This is a genomic window from Avibacterium sp. 20-129, from assembly GCF_026226845.1.
GTDB lineage: Bacteria > Pseudomonadota > Gammaproteobacteria > Enterobacterales > Pasteurellaceae > Avibacterium.
The window spans coordinates 192,858-210,298 of sequence record NZ_JAKKOE010000002.1 but is presented as its reverse complement, the minus strand read 5'-3'; the positions used below and the strand labels follow the sequence as shown (position 1 = coordinate 210,298).

Annotated in this window: 12 protein-coding genes, 5 tRNA genes, 3 rRNA genes and 1 pseudogene; 5 read left to right on the top strand and 16 right to left on the bottom strand. The window is 42.2% G+C overall.

The window, feature by feature from the left end; genetic code table 11:
* Nucleotides 1-305: 305 nt before the first annotated feature.
* From nudB to L5B90_RS08505, 4 genes are all read right to left on the bottom strand, one after another.
* The gene (gene nudB, locus L5B90_RS08520; protein ID WP_250349676.1) at nucleotides 306-749 is read right to left on the bottom strand and encodes a dihydroneopterin triphosphate diphosphatase; all 444 of its coding nucleotides are present in this window, start codon (nucleotides 747-749) and stop codon (nucleotides 306-308) included.
* A 42-nt stretch (nucleotides 750-791) separates the two neighbouring features.
* A complete protein-coding gene (aspS, locus tag L5B90_RS08515) occupies nucleotides 792-2,561 on the bottom strand; it encodes an aspartate--tRNA ligase (RefSeq protein ID WP_250349675.1) in 1,770 nt (589 codons plus the stop codon).
* A gap of 84 nt (nucleotides 2,562-2,645) precedes the next feature.
* Nucleotides 2,646-2,942, bottom strand: coding sequence for a type II toxin-antitoxin system RelE/ParE family toxin (locus L5B90_RS08510; RefSeq protein WP_250349674.1), 297 nt, complete (start codon nucleotides 2,940-2,942; stop codon nucleotides 2,646-2,648).
* On the bottom strand, nucleotides 2,943-3,233 hold the full coding sequence (locus L5B90_RS08505) for a type II toxin-antitoxin system RelB/DinJ family antitoxin (RefSeq protein ID WP_265762759.1): 291 nt from the start codon (nucleotides 3,231-3,233) through the stop codon (nucleotides 2,943-2,945).
* Nucleotides 3,234-3,430: 197 nt separating this feature from the next.
* On the opposite strand from L5B90_RS08505, the gene cmoA reads away from it, so the two are divergent.
* Together cmoA and L5B90_RS08495 are read left to right on the top strand one after the other, a co-directional pair.
* Nucleotides 3,431-4,156, top strand: a complete 726-nt coding sequence (gene cmoA / locus L5B90_RS08500) for a carboxy-S-adenosyl-L-methionine synthase CmoA (protein WP_265762653.1) — start codon at nucleotides 3,431-3,433, stop codon at nucleotides 4,154-4,156.
* Nucleotides 4,143-4,409 (top strand): hypothetical protein, encoded by a 267-nt coding sequence (locus L5B90_RS08495; protein WP_265762652.1) that lies wholly within the window; start codon nucleotides 4,143-4,145, stop codon nucleotides 4,407-4,409. Before cmoA ends, L5B90_RS08495 begins: the two co-directional genes overlap by 14 nt.
* Before the next feature lie 181 nt (nucleotides 4,410-4,590).
* Here L5B90_RS08495 and L5B90_RS08490 read toward each other — a convergent pair whose 3' ends face one another.
* The gene (locus L5B90_RS08490) at nucleotides 4,591-5,757 is read right to left on the bottom strand and encodes a porin (protein WP_265762651.1); all 1,167 of its coding nucleotides are present in this window, start codon (nucleotides 5,755-5,757) and stop codon (nucleotides 4,591-4,593) included.
* 357 nt (nucleotides 5,758-6,114) lie between these two features.
* Nucleotides 6,115-6,543 (bottom strand): annotated as a pseudogene (locus tag L5B90_RS08485) (phage head morphogenesis protein); the annotation flags it as partial.
* A gap of 401 nt (nucleotides 6,544-6,944) precedes the next feature.
* On the opposite strand from L5B90_RS08485, the gene L5B90_RS08480 reads away from it, so the two are divergent.
* The gene (locus L5B90_RS08480; RefSeq protein ID WP_265762650.1) at nucleotides 6,945-7,208 is read left to right on the top strand and encodes a lipopolysaccharide kinase InaA family protein; all 264 of its coding nucleotides are present in this window, start codon (nucleotides 6,945-6,947) and stop codon (nucleotides 7,206-7,208) included.
* A gap of 200 nt (nucleotides 7,209-7,408) precedes the next feature.
* On the opposite strand, the gene rrf is transcribed toward L5B90_RS08480, so the two are convergent.
* From rrf to wecA, 10 genes are all read right to left on the bottom strand, one after another.
* A 5S ribosomal RNA gene (gene rrf, locus L5B90_RS08475) occupies nucleotides 7,409-7,524 on the bottom strand.
* Nucleotides 7,525-7,639: 115 nt separating this feature from the next.
* Nucleotides 7,640-10,538: ribosomal RNA gene (locus L5B90_RS08470) — 23S ribosomal RNA — on the bottom strand.
* A gap of 310 nt (nucleotides 10,539-10,848) precedes the next feature.
* Nucleotides 10,849-10,924, bottom strand: a tRNA-Ala gene (locus tag L5B90_RS08465).
* Nucleotides 10,925-10,949: 25 nt separating this feature from the next.
* Nucleotides 10,950-11,026, bottom strand: a tRNA-Ile gene (locus L5B90_RS08460).
* Nucleotides 11,027-11,107: 81 nt separating this feature from the next.
* Nucleotides 11,108-12,651, bottom strand: a 16S ribosomal RNA gene (locus tag L5B90_RS08455).
* Together the 16S, 23S and 5S rRNA genes with 5 tRNA genes alongside form the textbook arrangement of a ribosomal RNA operon.
* A gap of 138 nt (nucleotides 12,652-12,789) precedes the next feature.
* A tRNA-Pro gene (locus tag L5B90_RS08450) sits at nucleotides 12,790-12,866 on the bottom strand.
* A gap of 8 nt (nucleotides 12,867-12,874) precedes the next feature.
* Nucleotides 12,875-12,950 (bottom strand) — tRNA-His (locus L5B90_RS08445).
* 21 nt (nucleotides 12,951-12,971) lie between these two features.
* A tRNA-Arg gene (locus L5B90_RS08440) sits at nucleotides 12,972-13,048 on the bottom strand.
* A 171-nt stretch (nucleotides 13,049-13,219) separates the two neighbouring features.
* A complete protein-coding gene (locus tag L5B90_RS08435; protein WP_265762649.1) occupies nucleotides 13,220-14,032 on the bottom strand; it encodes a Wzz/FepE/Etk N-terminal domain-containing protein in 813 nt (270 codons plus the stop codon).
* A 10-nt stretch (nucleotides 14,033-14,042) separates the two neighbouring features.
* Entirely contained in the window at nucleotides 14,043-15,113 is a 1,071-nt protein-coding gene (gene wecA / locus L5B90_RS08430) for a UDP-N-acetylglucosamine--undecaprenyl-phosphate N-acetylglucosaminephosphotransferase (RefSeq protein WP_265762648.1), read from the bottom strand.
* Between the two features lie 148 nt (nucleotides 15,114-15,261).
* On the opposite strand from wecA, the gene hemL reads away from it, so the two are divergent.
* Together hemL and L5B90_RS08420 are read left to right on the top strand one after the other, a co-directional pair.
* Nucleotides 15,262-16,551 carry a glutamate-1-semialdehyde 2,1-aminomutase gene (gene hemL, locus L5B90_RS08425; RefSeq protein ID WP_265762647.1) on the top strand — a complete coding sequence of 430 codons (1,290 nt, stop codon included), beginning with the start codon at nucleotides 15,262-15,264 and terminating at the stop codon, nucleotides 16,549-16,551.
* Between the two features lie 19 nt (nucleotides 16,552-16,570).
* Nucleotides 16,571-17,431 carry a DMT family transporter gene (locus tag L5B90_RS08420; RefSeq protein ID WP_250351657.1) on the top strand — a complete coding sequence of 287 codons (861 nt, stop codon included), beginning with the start codon at nucleotides 16,571-16,573 and terminating at the stop codon, nucleotides 17,429-17,431.
* Nucleotides 17,432-17,441: the final 10 nt, after the last annotated feature.

The following is a 17,441-nucleotide window of genomic DNA, read 5'->3' as shown; positions in this document are numbered from 1 at the left end:
ATCGGGTTTCGCCGTTGCGACTGACTTTTTCTTTGCTCGTGCAAAGTAAAAGTAAACAAAAAGAAAGCACGCCCGACTTCACTGCTTTTCTTCACTTAGTTGAAATTTTCTTTACGCAAAATTCAGAACTCGCTACGCTCAAACACGCTGAATTTTGCTAAAAATTTCAGTCGTTCAGGCAATTCAGACGGGATCAAGCTGAACGCTGATATTATTTATATTATTCCCCAAGTGCGGTGAAAAATTCTCTTATTTTTTCATCGCATCTTTCCCCTTTTTAGCAAAAAGAGGCTAGGGGAGATTTATCAGCCTTTATTTATTAAATATTTCTTTATCGCTGCGGCATTATTTGGCGATTTTGTTAGCTGTATGGCTTCTTGCGCCGAAACCCATTTAAAAGCTAAATGCTCAGTTAATTGAGGCTCAAATTCTTGTTCAACCGCATATAAAAACCAATATTCTCGACAGTGCGTGATATTCGGTGCGTATTTATAGCGGAAATGAGGAAAAATTTCAAATTCTACGCTTTCATTGCAATCAAAAAGTGCGGTGGAATTTGGTGAAATTTTTAACCGCACTTCTTCCCAAAGTTCACGAATCACCGCTTCTTTTGGTGTTTCGCTCTTTTCTATTGACCCCGTTACCGACTGCCAAAAATCAGGATCATCTTTGCGTTGCAACATTAAGACCAGATTTGTCTTTTTAGCATAGATAACAACTAAAATACTTTGCGGATTTTTGTAATTCATACAAGATAAGACGTGGGTGTCCCCACGCCTATTTACCTAAAGTTATTTCTCGTTTTTTACCACGCTAATCCCTAATTCGGCTAAAGCTTGTGGATTCGCATAGCTTGGCGCTTCTGTCATTAAGCACGCCGCGGCGGTGGTTTTCGGGAAGGCGATCACATCACGAATGTTGTCTGTGCCAGTTAAAAGCATCACTAAACGATCTAACCCGAAAGCCAATCCTGCGTGTGGTGGCGTACCGAATTTTAAGGCATCAAGTAAGAAACCAAATTTTTCATATTGTTCTTCTTCATTAATGCCAAGAATACGGAAGACCGTTTGTTGCATTACTGGGTCAAAAATACGTACAGAGCCACCGCCTACTTCGTAACCGTTAATGACCATATCATAAGCATTTGCTACTGCTGAGGTTGGATCTTGCTCAAGTTGTGCTGGGCTGAAATCTTTCGGTGAAGTGAACGGGTGATGCATCGCGGCAAGATTGCCTTCTTCATCACGCTCAAACATTGGGAAATCAATGACCCAAAGTGGTTTCCATTCGTCTAAACGGGTTAAGCCTAAATCACGACCTAATTTCAAACGCAATGCACCCATTGCATCTGTTGCCACGTTCCATTTATCCGCACCAAAGAAGAGAATATCGCCATTTTGTGCTTGTACACGTGTTAATAAAGCATTCAGAACATCTTCAGATAAGAATTTAGCGATTGGGCTTTGCACCCCTTCTAAGCCTTTTTCAAGCTCATTCACTTTCAACCAAGCTAAGCCTTTTGCGCCATAAATGCCGACAAATTGAGTATATTCATCAATTTGTTTACGCGTAATGTTTGCGCCATTTGGCACACGAATCACGGTAACACGGCCATTTGGATCATTAGCTGGGCCGCTAAATACTTTGAAATCAACCTCTTTAACTAAATCAGCCACATCGACCATTTCTAATGGATTACGCAAATCAGGTTTATCTGAACCAAAACGTTGCATTGCTTCTTGCCACGTCATCATTGGGAATTTGCCGAGATCTACGCCTAAGATCGCTAACCATAATCCGTGGATCATCTGTTCCATAATTTCACGCACTTCTGGTGCGGTTAAGAACGAGGTTTCCACATCAATTTGGGTAAATTCAGGTTGACGATCAGCACGCAGATCTTCATCACGGAAACATTTTACAATCTGATAATAACGATCAAAGCCAGACATCATCAATAATTGTTTAAACAATTGTGGTGATTGTGGTAAGGCATAGAATTTCCCTTTATGGACACGGCTTGGTACTAAATAATCGCGCGCACCTTCAGGGGTGGCTTTCGTTAGCATTGGGGTTTCAATATCTAAGAAACCGTGATCATCCATAAAACGGCGTACGAAACTGGTAATCTTCGCACGAGTTTTCAAGCGTTGCGCCATTTCAGGACGACGTAAATCTAGGTAACGATATTTTAAGCGTTGTTCTTCTGTATTATTTTGGTTGAAATCCAATGGCAATACATCCGAGGCATTATAAACAGAAAGAGATTTCGCCAACACTTCCACTTCGCCTGTTGCCATTGTTTTATTAATTTGATTTTCAGGGCGTGCAATGACTTCACCTTTAACTTGAATACAAAACTCATTGCGTAAATTGGCTGCCGCGCTCAATGCTTCTTGATATTTAGGATCAAAACAAACTTGCACAATCCCTTCGCGATCGCGTAAGTCAATAAAAATAAGTCCACCTAAATCACGGCGTTTATTCACCCAGCCACTTAGCGTAACCTCTTGCCCAATGTTGTTGCGGTTTAATGCCCCGCAATAATGAGTTCGCATCATAATATTTTCCTTTAAAATTTTAAAAAGTGATAACAGCGGAATTATAGCGGAAATCGAGGGCGGATAGAATTGTTAATTGAGAAGTTATGCAAAAACTTCTGAATGTGTGTTTAACCGAACTAATTTTAGGCATTGTTGTTCAATTTTATAAATTAGCACGAGATCATTGAGAATATGGCAATCCATATAGCCTTTCAAATTATCTTTAAGTGGATGATTTTTATATTCGGCAGGCAGGGTTATCCCATTTGTTAAGTAATGCATTACTTCCAAATAGCGGGGATGAACAAACAAGTGTGGCATTTTTTTGGCAAGTTGTACTAAATCTCGCTTAAATTCTTTTGCCATTTCAATTTCATTAATTGGCAATGGCTGGCTCATTTATTCTTTTCCTTCGGCTTTTTGTTTTAGTAAAGAGGCAAGATCAGTATTAGCATCAAGAGAAAACCGCTCAGCTTTTCCATTTTCAATTTCATTCATTGCCATTAACGTTTTTGTATTAGGTTGCAAATAATTCAAACTTAAAGGAATAGCTTTAGTCGCAACAATTTCCGTTAAAAACATATTGAATACCTGTGAGGGAGTAAGGCCATATTGTGCAATCACTTCAAACGCCTCGGTTTTTAAATGCTGTGGCAAACGAAAATTCACCACCGCATTATTATTCGTCATTGTTGCCATAATAAACCCCTTGACAGATTAAGTTAAGTTTATAGCATTATATTGCATATACATTATCATTACAAATTAAGCTTAATCTATTTTCATTTGTGAGAAGCACCGTCTTACTCTAAAATACAAGCAAAATAAAGTGCGGGGAAAATTTTATTAATTTTCAGCACATTTTAGTGAAAAATTTAGGATAAATAATGACTAAAGATACCCTCTTTTCTGCCCCGATTAAAAATTTAGGCGATTTTACTTTTGATGAAAATGTCGCGGAAGTGTTTCCCGATATGATTCAACGTTCTGTGCCGGGATATTCTAATATCATTACCGCAATTGGTATGTTGGCAAGCCGTTTTGTTACGCCTAATTCAAATGTGTATGATCTGGGTTGTTCCCGTGGTGCAGCAACGCTTTCTGCCAGACGTAATATTCAGCAACCTAATGTGAAAATTATTGGGGTGGATAATTCGTTGCCAATGGTAGAGCGTTGCCGTCAGCATATTCAGGCTTATCACAGTGATATTCCCGTTGAAATTTTATGTGATGATATTCGCCAAATTCACATTGAAAATGCCTCAATGGTGATTTTAAATTTCACCCTGCAGTTTTTGCCACCGCAAGATCGCACCACGCTACTGACAAAAATCTACCAAGGTTTAAACCCAAATGGGGTGTTAGTATTATCGGAAAAATTCCGTTTTAATGATGAAAAAATTGATGATTTACTGATTAATCTGCACCACGAATTTAAACGAGCCAATGGTTATAGTGAACTAGAAGTTAGCCAAAAACGCACCGCACTTGAAAATGTGATGCGAACAGATGAGATTGAAACGCACAAAGTGCGGTTAAAATCCATAGGATTTTCTCACGTTGAACTGTGGTTTCAGTGTTTTAATTTCGGTTCAATGATTGCCATTAAATAATGAAAAGGCTTTCATTCGTTTTGATTGCACTATAGGAACGGTAATTTATCCCCTTTATGCTCGAGATAGGGGAGTTACCGGCCTTTCACAACTGAGTATAGATCCGATTTTCACGCGCGATTTTATTATTTTTTACGACCGTACTTTAACAAATCCACAACAACTTATTACTGCCAGCCAAAAATTAGGGACTGAATTGCTTTACGAATACCAGAACCTTAATGCTATTGCAGTGCATATTCCTGAGAAATAGGATCTTCAATTGTTAGAAAAGCAGTTAGCAAACCTTAACGGTGTATTACAAGTAAACCCATCGCAGGTCATGCAATTGCATGAAAAATAGAAATTTAAAAGTAACCGATTCAAAGTTAGAGCATACTAAAAAAGCCACGTCAAACGTGGCTTTTGGGATAGATAAATATCTAATCTAACAATTAGAAGTAAACGCGTAAACCAACACCGTAGCGGTTGTCTTTAGCAGAATGTCTAGCTTTAGTACTTGCTGTAACATCATCAAGTTTAGCTACATCATAGATAGAGCCAGTACCTTTAGTACGAGAATGTGCATACTCTACATAAGCTACTACATTTTTGTTAAATGCATAATCAGCCCCGATAACATATACATTCTCTGTAAGTTTTTTATCTTTATCTACTGCCAATGCTCCAGAAACGGTGCGTAAGAAATTAGCATCACCTTTATCAAAACCTAAACCAGCTTTATTACCTTTATATTCATTACGCTCCCAGATTGCATATACAGAAGCATTCTCTAAATATTGGTATTTAGCCGCAACTTCTAAGAAACGACCTCTTCCTTCTTGATCTTGGGTTTGGTGATCTTTGTAATAAGATTGACCATACTCAGCACCGAAAGTTGCTGGTCCATAAGTAAATTGAGAAGCTACACGCCAAGATTGAACTTTACGACCTGTATCATTTGACAATGCATCACCATTATCATTCACTTCTACAGTATAGCCAGCGTTTAAATTCACACCAACATCAGCGAATTGACCTGCATAAAATGCAGATGCACCGTAAGCATATTTAAGTTTCTCATCTGCATTATTTTTCTTAGCTTCACCAAAAGCGTAGTCAGCACCGAAACCTAATGTTTGACCTTCAGCTAATTGGAAGTCAGCAGTACGGAAAGCAACCACTTTATTTCCACCAGTGAAAAGATTATTATTTCCACCAAATAAGTAAGAGTGATCATTAATTTCTACCGCATCACCAGAAGTATTTTGTTTACCAAAAGATACGCGACCAACACCCTCTTTTTCTAGTGCTAACCATAATTTATTAGTTGTAATATTGTTGAATGATGAACTTGTATCCCAACGATCACCACCTTCATTAAAACGGAAACGAGTATAAGCAACTGCTTTATAACCATCACCTAAATCGTGTTGTGCTTGGATAAATACACGTGATTCATTGTTACGTAAATCAGCACGTTGATCATTACCAAATTTACCTAAAACCACATCAAAACGACCGCCTACATCTACTTGTGTGCCATCGTTGTTATAAACTGTTGCTGCGCTTGCTGAAGTTGCTACAGCTGCAACTGCTAATGCTAATAATGTCTTTTTCATAATTAAATTCCTTTCAGAATTAAGTTGTTATAACAAATTTTAAAGTTAGGCTAAAACTTTTCTTAAAAGAAAATGTCAAAGCTGACTTCACTTGAAGCACGGCTATATTGGCAAAGAAATATTCAAGTGTCAATGTAAAATCTGAAAAAGTTCATTGTATTTAGTGATCAAGATCACATATTTTAAGAAAAAATCCATCTCTATATTTGCTTAATGCGGAATTTGTATGAATTTGCACCTAATGTATAAAATATAAATAATGATGATGACTTATCAAGATTACTTAAGGCATATAGGAGCTAAAGTTAATAGCAGTATTAAATTCTCTTTCAAATTGAGCAAAATCCCATAACCCCTGCCACTCATTTCCCGTTTGGCAAATTGATGCCCCAGTTTTTCAGGATACAGATCTAAATTCGGCTTATAACTACTGCGTCCTACATTGTAATCAAACCCACGGTCGGTAATTACCCAACGCTCTTCATTCACTTTAAGCGCCCTGGTTTTCTCGGTTTCTCGTTGGTTAATTTTACGCTCATATTCCTCCAATCGCCCTTCGCTTTGGCTCACGGTTAAATTACTCCGCTTAATATCCCGCTCGGCAAGGGCAATCACCGTACAACGGCAATTAAAGCCATTAGGCGGGTAAAAGGTGTGCCAGAATGGATCATCATAGGCATATACTAAACCATTCATTGCGCTATGACTTGGGCGGGTGCGATCATCATTGACGGCACTATATTGCCAATAAGGGCGACTATCAACATTATCCCGCATTTGTTGATACCACTGAGCAAAATCACCATCCTCAAAAAAGTAATGATTTTGGCGAGTAAATAATTAACAAAAAAGCACCGCACTTAAAATAACACTCAAATATGACTTATTTGAGTGAATTTTGGGTATTACGCGTAAAAAAGACAGCCCGCTATAAAGGAGAGCAAAACCAGAGCAAGTAGCCGCTTATCAACAGGTATTGGCACAATACTATAAATATCAAGCCATTTTATTGATGAAACAGAATTGGATACCTTTTATTACCGCCCTTATGCCTAATAATTGCTAAACGATACCTGCGCACATCATCTGTTGCAGCTCAAATCAAAGAGCAAAATAGCTTAATTACATTCACGATTTATTCAGCTACGATGGATAGGCGTTTATTTGAAGCAGGGTTTGAATGAGTATTGCGACTAATCCATCAATTACATGATCGACAAATTTGCTACACCAACCTCAACACCCATACTATTTTAGTACAACATTTCGTCACGCCAGAACAAAAATATTGGATCTTAGATTTCGATAAATGCACAGAAAAATCGGGTAATAGTTGGAAAGTCCAAAATCTAACTAAATTACACCGCTCTTTTAATAAAAAGGGAAATAAACTGGCAATTCAATTTACTCAGCCAGATTGGAATGAAATTTTAGTTGGATATCCTAAATAATTTAGCAGCTATATAAATCCTTTTCTCTTATTTTGAATAAAAATAGAAATTTTTATTTGACTTTGCAAAAAGTGAATTTTAAAAATTTAATAACCTACTTAGATTTCAATCCTCTTTTATCCGATGCTTATCTGCTTTTATTCCCTAAAAAACAAAAAACGCCACTGAGTTCCCTCAATGGCGTTCTTCTTTCATTCAAAACCTGGCGGTGCCCTACTCTCACATGGGAAGCTCCCACACTACCATCGGCGTTACAGCGTTTCACTTCTAAGTTCGGCATGGATTTAGGTGGGTCCACTGCACTAACGCCGCCAAGATAATTCTTTATCTCACATCTAAATCTTATCTCTATTCTCTAAAGATTTTAAAACCTTCCGCTCTAAAATCCCTACTCTCTCAATCAAAAACAAGCCAAAACCCTTGAGTGTTGTATAGTTAAGCCTCTCGGGCAATTAGTACTGGTTAGCTCAACGACTCACATCGCTTACACACCCAGCCTATCTACGTCTTAGTCTCAAACAACCCTTACCAACTTAAAGTCGGGGAGAACTCATCTTAAGGCAAGTTTCGTGCTTAGATGCTTTCAGCACTTATCTCTTCCGCATTTAGCTACCCAGCAGTGCCTCTGGCGAGACAACTGGTACACCAGTGATGCGTCCACTCCGGTCCTCTCGTACTAGGAGCAGCCCCTCTCAATTCTCCAACGCCCACGGCAGATAGGGACCGAACTGTCTCACGACGTTCTAAACCCAGCTCGCGTACCACTTTAAATGGCGAACAGCCATACCCTTGGGACCTACTTCAGCCCCAGGATGTGATGAGCCGACATCGAGGTGCCAAACACCGCCGTCGATATGAACTCTTGGGCGGTATCAGCCTGTTATCCCCGGAGTACCTTTTATCCGTTGAGCGATGGCCCTTCCATTCAGAACCACCGGATCACTATGACCTGCTTTCGCACCTGCTCGACTTGTCTGTCTCGCAGTTAAGCTTGCTTATACCATTGCACTAACCTGACGATGTCCGACCGTCATTAGCAAACCTTCGTGCTCCTCCGTTACGCTTTGGGAGGAGACCGCCCCAGTCAAACTACCCACCAGACACTGTCCGAACACCCGTTTCAGGCGCTTCGTTAGAACATCAAACGTTAAAGGGTGGTATTTCAACAACGACTCCACGATAACTGGCGTTACCGCTTCATAGTCTCCCACCTATCCTACACATCAAAATTCAAGGTTCAGTGTCAAGCTATAGTAAAGGTTCACGGGGTCTTTCCGTCTAGCCGCGGGTACACCGCATCTTCACGGCGATTTCAATTTCACTGAGTCTCGGGTGGAGACAGCCTGGCCATCATTATGCCATTCGTGCAGGTCGGAACTTACCCGACAAGGAATTTCGCTACCTTAGGACCGTTATAGTTACGGCCGCCGTTTACTGGGGCTTCGATCAGGAGCTTCTCTTTCGATTACACCATCAATTAACCTTCCAGCACCGGGCAGGCATCACACCCTATACGTCCACTTTCGTGTTTGCAGAGTGCTGTGTTTTTAATAAACAGTTGCAGCCAGCTGGTATCTTCGACTGGTTCATGCTCCATTCGCAAAGAACTTCACACTACGCCAGCGCACCTTCTCCCGAAGTTACGGTGCTATTTTGCCTAGTTCCTTCACCCGAGTTCTCTCAAGCGCCTGAGTATTCTCTACCTGACCACCTGTGTCGGTTTTCAGTACGGTTTAGTAAAGCCTGAAGCTTAGTGGCTTTTCCTGGAAGTGTGGTATCAGTTACTTCAGCTCCTTAGAGCCTCGTCATCATCTCTCTGTGTTGACAGTAGACCGGATTTGCCTAGTCTACCCACCTACCAACTTAAACGTACATCTCCAACAGTACGCTAACCTAACCTTCTCCGTCCCCACATCGCAGCTTTACCAAGTACGGGAATATTAACCCGTTTCCCATCGACTACGCTTTTCAGCCTCGCCTTAGGGGCCGACTCACCCTGCCCCGATTAACGTTGGACAGGAACCCTTGGTCTTCCGGCGAACGGGTTTTTCACCCGTTTTATCGTTACTTATGTCAGCATTCGCACTTGTGATACGTCCAGCAAACCTCTCGATTCACCTTCTTCCGCTTACACAACGCTCCCCTACCCAACAATCTTTCGATTGATGCCGCAGCTTCGGTACTATATTTTAGCCCCGTTACATCTTCCGCGCAGGCCGACTCGACTAGTGAGCTATTACGCTTTCTTTAAATGGTGGCTGCTTCTAAGCCAACATCCTAGCTGTCTAAGCCTTCCCACTTCGTTTCCCACTTAATATAGATTTTGGGACCTTAGCTGGCGGTCTGGGTTGTTTCCCTCTCCACGACGGACGTTAGCACCCGCCGTGTGTCTCCTGTGCAGTACTCTTTGGTATTCGGAGTTTGCATCGGTTTGGTAACCCGGGATGGGCCCCTAGCCGAAACAGTGCTCTACCCCCAAAGGTATTCACACAAGGCTCTACCTAAATAGATTTCGGGGAGAACCAGCTATCTCCCGGTTTGATTGGCCTTTCACCCCCAGCCACAGGTCATCCGCTAATTTTTCAACATTAGTCGGTTCGGTCCTCCAGTTAGTGTTACCCAACCTTCAACCTGCCCATGGCTAGATCACCGGGTTTCGGGTCTATACCTTGCAACTAGCCGCCCAGTTAAGACTCGGTTTCCCTTCGGCTCCCTTATTCAGTTAACCTCGCTACAAAATATAAGTCGCTGACCCATTATACAAAAGGTACGCAGTCACCCCAAAGGGCTCCCACTGCTTGTACGTACAGGGTTTCAGGTTCTATTTCACTCCCCTCACCGGGGTTCTTTTCGCCTTTCCTTCACAGTACTGGTTCACTATCGGTCAATCAGGAGTATTTAGCCTTGGAGGATGGTCCCCCCATCTTCAAACAGGATTCCTCGTGTCCCGCCCTACTTCTCGTAAGCTTAGTACCACACGCGATTTTTCAGATACGGGGCTATCACCCTGTTTCGCTTGACTTCCCAGTCAATTCTCCTAAATCACTCGCTATCACTTACTGGCTCCTCCGCTTTCGCTCGCCGCTACTCACAGAATCTCGGTTGATTTCTTTTCCTCGGGGTACTTAGATGTTTCAGTTCTCCCGGTTCGCCTTGTTTACCTAGTTTATTCAGTAAACAATGATAGGTTCTTCACCTATCGGGTTTCCCCATTCGGACATCGTGGGTTAAACGCTTCTTATCAACTCACCCACGCTTTTCGCAGATTAGCACGTCCTTCTTCGCCTCTGATTGCCAAGGCATCCGCCCTGTACGCTTTCTCACTTAACTATACAACCTCAAGGATTTTTTTCCTTAAAGCTATCATCGTCATTCGTTGAGAATCGCTTACTTGCTTTTGTTCAAGTAAGTCTTCTTCTACTCAGACTTCTTCAATTCAATGATAAACTTTATCTTTTATCACCGGCTTGAAAGTCTCTTCAGTTTTCAGCTTGTTTTTTAATTGTTAAAGAGCAAATAGGATAATACTGATTATGTGTACTATCATTACTAAATTCTCTGACTAAAATCTATCTTAAGTATATAGACTTAAGATATACCTAAAAGAACTTACTAATGATTTACATCTTATCAGATGATTTGGTGGAGATAAGCGGGATCGAACCGCTGACCTCCTGCGTGCAAGGCAGGCGCTCTCCCAGCTGAGCTATATCCCCAATCATTTCTTCTTCATCACTTGAGTGGTGGGTCTGAGTGGACTTGAACCACCGACCTCACCCTTATCAGGGGTGCGCTCTAACCACCTGAGCTACAGACCCTCAAGGGATTCGGGTATTCCTTTGCTTCTCATTGTCTAACATCAATCAACCAATCTGTGTGAACATTCGTCTTCTCTTCGGTAAGGAGGTGATCCAACCGCAGGTTCCCCTACGGTTACCTTGTTACGACTTCACCCCAGTCATGAATCATACCGTGGTAAACGCCCCCCTCTCGGTTAAGCTATCTACTTCTGGTACAACCCACTCCCATGGTGTGACGGGCGGTGTGTACAAGGCCCGGGAACGTATTCACCGCGACATTCTGATTCGCGATTACTAGCGATTCCGACTTCATGGAGTCGAGTTGCAGACTCCAATCCGGACTTAGATGCACTTTCTGAGATTCGCTCACCCTCGCAGGCTCGCTTCCCTCTGTATGCACCATTGTAGCACGTGTGTAGCCCTACTCGTAAGGGCCATGATGACTTGACGTCATCCCCACCTTCCTCCAGTTTATCACTGGCAGTCTCCTTTGAGTTCCCATCTCTACATGCTGGCAACAAAGGATAAGGGTTGCGCTCGTTGCGGGACTTAACCCAACATTTCACAACACGAGCTGACGACAGCCATGCAGCACCTGTCTCAAAGCTCCCGAAGGCACAGTCTTATCTCTAAGACCTTCTTTGGATGTCAAGAGTAGGTAAGGTTCTTCGCGTTGCATCGAATTAAACCACATGCTCCACCGCTTGTGCGGGCCCCCGTCAATTCATTTGAGTTTTAACCTTGCGGCCGTACTCCCCAGGCGGTCGATTTATCACGTTAGCTACGGGCGCCAAGCTCAAAGCCCAACCCCCAAATCGACAGCGTTTACAGCGTGGACTACCAGGGTATCTAATCCTGTTTGCTCCCCACGCTTTCGCACATGAGCGTCAGTATCTCCCCAAGGGGCTGCCTTCGCCTTCGGTATTCCTCCACATCTCTACGCATTTCACCGCTACACGTGGAATTCTACCCCTCCCTAGAGTACTCTAGTAAACCAGTCTGAAATGCAATTCCCAAGTTAAGCTCGGGGATTTCACATCTCACTTAATTTACCGCCTGCGTGCCCTTTACGCCCAGTTATTCCGATTAACGCTCGCACCCTCCGTATTACCGCGGCTGCTGGCACGGAGTTAGCCGGTGCTTCTTCTGTGACTAACGTCAAATCAACGTGCTATTAACACGTCCACCTTCCTCATCACCGAAAGAACTTTACAACCCGAAGGCCTTCTTCATTCACGCGGCATGGCTGCGTCAGGGTTCCCCCCATTGCGCAATATTCCCCACTGCTGCCTCCCGTAGGAGTCTGGGCCGTGTCTCAGTCCCAGTGTGGCTGGTCATCCTCTCAGACCAGCTAGAGATCGCAGGCTTGGTAGGCCTTTACCCCACCAACTACCTAATCCCACTTGGGCTCACCTTATGGCTAGTGGCCTTGCGGTCCCACTACTTTAATCCTCAGATATTACGCGGTGTTAGCCATCGTTTCCAATGGTTATCCCCCTCCATAAAACAGATTCCCAAGCATTACTCACCCGTCCGCCACTCGTCAGCATCGAAAGCAAGCTTTCAACCCGTTACCGTTCGACTTGCATGTGTTAAGCCTGCCGCCAGCGTTCAATCTGAGCCATGATCAAACTCTTCAGTTTAATCTCGCTCAATGAATACATAACGTTATATTCTTTTCGAATTTCAAGTTAAGCATCATTGATTTCTAAATTTTAAATCTTTTTGAAAATCAACGAATGCCCACACAGATTGTCTGATTGATTGTTAAAGAGCAAAAGTGGTCGGCGAGATAGGATTTGAACCTACGACCCACTGGTCCCAAACCAGTTGCGCTACCAAGCTGCGCTACTCGCCGACATAAATTGGGGTGGCTAATGGGACTTGAACCCACGACAACCGGAATCACAATCCGGGGCTCTACCAACTGAGCTATAGCCACCATTGTTGTTTGCATTGACTCTGGCGCGCTCGACAAGATTCGAACTTGCGACCTTTGGCTCCGGAGGCCAACGCTCTATCCAACTGAGCTACGAACGCGTTTTATATCTCACTGCGTCGTTGCGGGGCATATATTAAGAGTTTCCAAATAGCTTGTCTAGTATTTTTTTTATTTTTTTTATCACAAGATAGTTTTTTGTTCAATTTGTTTATAAAACGTAAAATACTTGTCTATCTTTTATAAAACGCTAAAAAATCCAACCGCACTTTTTATTCTTCAATACTTTCTTTTTTAGATTTTGTTGTGAGTATGTTTGCGAAGAAAATACCTATCATCAGCCCCAATAAACCTGCAAATAATACCCAATATAATGCCTGACGTTCAGGACGAAGCGGTTGAATTGGTGATTTAAGGTAACGATAAGCAGTCAAATTATTATCAAGCGGATTGACTGATTTCATCATATTTAATTTGCCTTGCCAATCTTGCTCCCCCAGTGTATTAGCCTGTAAGGTTGCGCCTAGCTTTAATTGAGCCGCACTATTTACTTGATTAAACAAATTTTTCCACTGCCCGATCAATTCATTGTAAATCACCTCTCTTGTTGCAAGATTACTTTGCTCAATAAATGCATTGAGCATTTCCAGCGCCTGTTTAGGGTTATCTAATTGAATAGAAAGTGTTTCTGGCTGTCCTTTAAGTGCGGTGGAAAATTTGACTGTTTTTACTAATTGTTCGAGTAATTCTTCATCATTTTGTGCATTCCCTGTTTCTCGTTGTTTATAGTAGGAACTTTGCAGCCAAAATTGACGGATATTGTCATAAGCAGAAAGCTGGCGTTTAAATTCATCATACACGTTGTTCACTAACAAGGCTTCTGGCTCATTCTTACCTTGAATAAACTGATACATTGATGCCAACGCATAATAATTGCCTAATTGATTTACGGTTGGTTGAGAGATTTTCGCTTCCGCCTTCCACTGTAATTTCTGTAAAAAACTTGTCCCATACCCAGCCAAAGCAAAAATAATCGTAAATAAAATAATGATAAAAGATTTTTTTGCTGTATTTTTTGATTGCATCGTTTTCTCCTTATTGTTTTGCTAGACGGCGATGGCGGCGTTTTAGGCGTCTTACCCAGCGAGTAATACGCCACGCTCTGGCGATAGAAAAGACATAAATGAAAAACAGAAGAATAAAGCCGAGAAACATTATCCATTCATTGATGTAATAAATTTCACCTAAAATCCCAAAACCTGCACAGAGTGCGGCGATAAAGGTGATAAATAAAAAGGCTTGGCGTGAACTTAGCCCCGCACGCACCATTAAATGGTGAATATGCAAGCGATCAGGACGAAATGGGCTTTTACCTTTACGCAAACGGCGGTAAATAATCGCGATCATATCAATCACGGGAATGGCAATGATCCATAATGCCGTGATTGGATTCATTGGGTGACCTTTACCCTGTGTGCTAAGCAGTAAGATCCAAATAATCGTAAAGCCAATCAGTGTGCTGCCAGCATCCCCCATAAAAACTTTAAATCTCGTACCAAAAGGAATGCCAAGATTAAGCATTAAATAAGGTAAAATAGCAATAATTAAGGCAAAACTCCAATAGGCGAGATCCATTTGATTATCCATAACGAGTAAGATGCCTATCGCCCCAAAAGCAACACTAGATAAGCCACCAAGCAAACCGTCTATACCATCTATCATATTGAAGGCGTTGATTACAGCAATCGTTGCAAACACGGTGATCATCAACCCAATTGAACCGAGTGTTAGTTGGAATGGACCTAAAATTTGCCCGAGATGATCGAGATAAATATTGCCCATATCAATCATTAAAATAGCTAAAAAGGCTTGAACTCCCGCACGAATGAAAGGGCTGATGTCAAAGCGATCATCTAAAATACCGATGGCTAACAACACAAATATACTGAAAAGATATAACGCTGGCAGCCGCATTTGCTCCCACTCAAGAAAATAGAAGACACAGTTACCGATAAATAGCGAAATGCCCCCAATCAGAGGGATTGCGCCTTTGTGGCGTTTGCGATAATTTGGTTTATCCACTAAACCGATTTTTTGCGCAATCGGACGCATTGCAAATAAAGAAAGCAATGCACCGAAAAATGTGAGCAGAAAACTCAACAACATAATGAATAATTTCAGTAAAAAATAAGTGGCAAAAGCATACCATAAAGGCAAACGCGTACATAAATATTTTTATAAATTTACTCAGTTTTACAGTACAATATTTCAGTTTTATGCAATTTCTCTTAGACAAGATAAAGGACAAATAGTAATGAACCATTCAGAAAGCCTCTTTTCCCAAGCGCAAAAAGTCATCCCCGGTGGGGTTAATTCGCCTGTCCGTGCCTTTAATGGCGTCGGTGGTACGCCGGTATTTATTGACCGTGCAGAAGGTGCTTATATTTTTGATGCGGACGGCAAGCAATATATTGATTATGTGGGATCTTGGGGGCCGATGATTTTAGGGCATAACCACCCCGCCATTTTAAGTGCGGTGCTAAAAACTGCCGAAAAAGGCTTGAGTTTTGGGGCGCCTACCCCATTAGAAATTGATTTAGCCACCTTAGTTTGCCAGCTTGTGCCTTCTATTGAAATGGTCAGAATGGTAAGTTCTGGTACCGAAGCCACAATGTCCGCCATTCGCTTAGCGCGAGGTTATACCAAACGAGATAAAATTATTAAGTTTGAAGGTTGTTACCACGGGCATTCTGATAGCTTACTGGTAAAAGCTGGCTCTGGTGCATTAACCCTTGGGCAACCTAGCTCACCGGGCGTGCCAGCGGATTTTGCAAAACAGACGTTAACTTGTGAATACAATAATATTAATTCTGTTAAGCAAGCCTTTGAACAATATCCCGATGAAATTGCCTGTGTCATTATTGAACCAGTTGCAGGAAATATGAACTGCATTCCACCTAAAGCAGGCTTTTTACAACAATTACGTGAACTCTGTGATCAGTATGGCGCATTATTAATCATTGACGAAGTGATGACCGGTTTTCGTGTTGCCTTAGGCGGTGCGCAACAATACTATGGCGTAACCCCTGACTTAACCACCCTTGGCAAAGTCATTGGCGGCGGAATGCCCGTAGGTGCATTTGGCGGAAAAAAAGAAATTATGCAATATATCGCACCAACAGGTCCGGTGTATCAAGCTGGCACGCTCTCTGGTAATCCAATTGCAATGGCTGCGGGGCTAGCCTGTTTAACAGAATTGAAAAAAGCAGGTAACGAACAACGCCTTGCCACTTTAACGGAAAAACTCGCCGTTGGCTTAAAAGCCCTCGCGGACAAACATCACATTCCATTTGTGGTGAATTATGTAGGAGGAATGTTTGGTATTTTCTTCACTGACCAACCTGAAGTCAGCACTTATCAGCAGGTGATGAAATGTGATGCGGAAAAATTCAAACAATTCTTCCATAAAATGCTAGAACAAGGGATTTATCTCGCCCCTTCCGCTTATGAAGCTGGTTTTATGTCTTTGGCACATACTGATGAAGATATTGAACGCACCTTGCAAGCAGCCGATAATGCCTTTGCCACAATCAAAAATGCTTAAGGAAAAGTAGGAAGAAATGATGGAAAACGCCAACAAACACTATCAGCTTGCATTGCTAAAAGTACATAGTACCGCAGTGTTATTTGGTTTAACGGGCGTGCTGGGCGTGCTGATTCAAAGCAGTGCTGGCGTGTTAGTGCTTGGGCGTGTATTTATCGCTCTTATGGCACTCTCCCTCTTCTTCCTCTATAAGAAAATGCCTCTCAACAAGCTTTCTGCACAAGGCATTTTATTACAATTTGTGCTAGGTAGTTTACTCACTGCCCATTGGGTCACCTTTTATATTGCAGTTAAAGTTGGCGGTGTCGCAGTGGGAACACTGGGCTTTGCCAGTTTTCCCGCCTTTGTCTGCTTATTTGAAATGCTCATATTCAAAGTGCGGTTAAAATTAGGTGAATTTTTCTTATTACTCGCCATTACATTTGGATTAATCCTTGTAACCCCTGCCTTTGAATTTGGCAACCAATCCACACAAGGCCTATTATGGGGCATTTTTTCAGGGGCGATTTACGGCTTACTTGCGGTGCTAAATCGCAAAAATCGAGGCCTCCTTTCAGGTAGCCAAGCCAGCTGGTGGCAATATTTGGTGGGCGTTATTGTGCTTTTACCATTTTACGCCAATGAATTGCCAAGTGTTTCTTTACAAGATTGGTTTTGGATCGCCTGCATTGGCTTGCTTTGCACCAGCCTTGCCTACACGCTCTTTGTTTCTAGCCTTGATGTGCTAAGCGCAAGAACGGCGGCGATGATTATTTCCCTTGAACCAGTTTATGCCATTCTTATTGCTTGGCTATGGCTTAATGAAGCCCCTACGCTCACAATGTTACTTGGCGGTGCAATTATCATCACCGCTGTCGCCTTAGAAAATTTACGCAAGTAGTAAGAAAAAA

Coding starts and splice junctions, on each gene's coding strand:
- nudB (WP_250349676.1), bottom strand. CDS start 749: ATGAATTACAAAAATCCGCAAAGTATTTTAGTTGTTATCTATGCTAAA.
- aspS (WP_250349675.1), bottom strand. CDS start 2,561: ATGATGCGAACTCATTATTGCGGGGCATTAAACCGCAACAACATTGGG.
- L5B90_RS08510 (WP_250349674.1), bottom strand. CDS start 2,942: ATGAGCCAGCCATTGCCAATTAATGAAATTGAAATGGCAAAAGAATTT.
- L5B90_RS08505 (WP_265762759.1), bottom strand. CDS start 3,233: ATGACGAATAATAATGCGGTGGTGAATTTTCGTTTGCCACAGCATTTA.
- cmoA (WP_265762653.1), top strand. CDS start 3,431: ATGACTAAAGATACCCTCTTTTCTGCCCCGATTAAAAATTTAGGCGAT.
- L5B90_RS08490 (WP_265762651.1), bottom strand. CDS start 5,757: ATGAAAAAGACATTATTAGCATTAGCAGTTGCAGCTGTAGCAACTTCA.
- L5B90_RS08435 (WP_265762649.1), bottom strand. CDS start 14,032: ATGCAATCAAAAAATACAGCAAAAAAATCTTTTATCATTATTTTATTT.
- wecA (WP_265762648.1), bottom strand. CDS start 15,113: ATGTTGTTGAGTTTTCTGCTCACATTTTTCGGTGCATTGCTTTCTTTA.
- hemL (WP_265762647.1), top strand. CDS start 15,262: ATGAACCATTCAGAAAGCCTCTTTTCCCAAGCGCAAAAAGTCATCCCC.
- L5B90_RS08420 (WP_250351657.1), top strand. CDS start 16,571: ATGGAAAACGCCAACAAACACTATCAGCTTGCATTGCTAAAAGTACAT.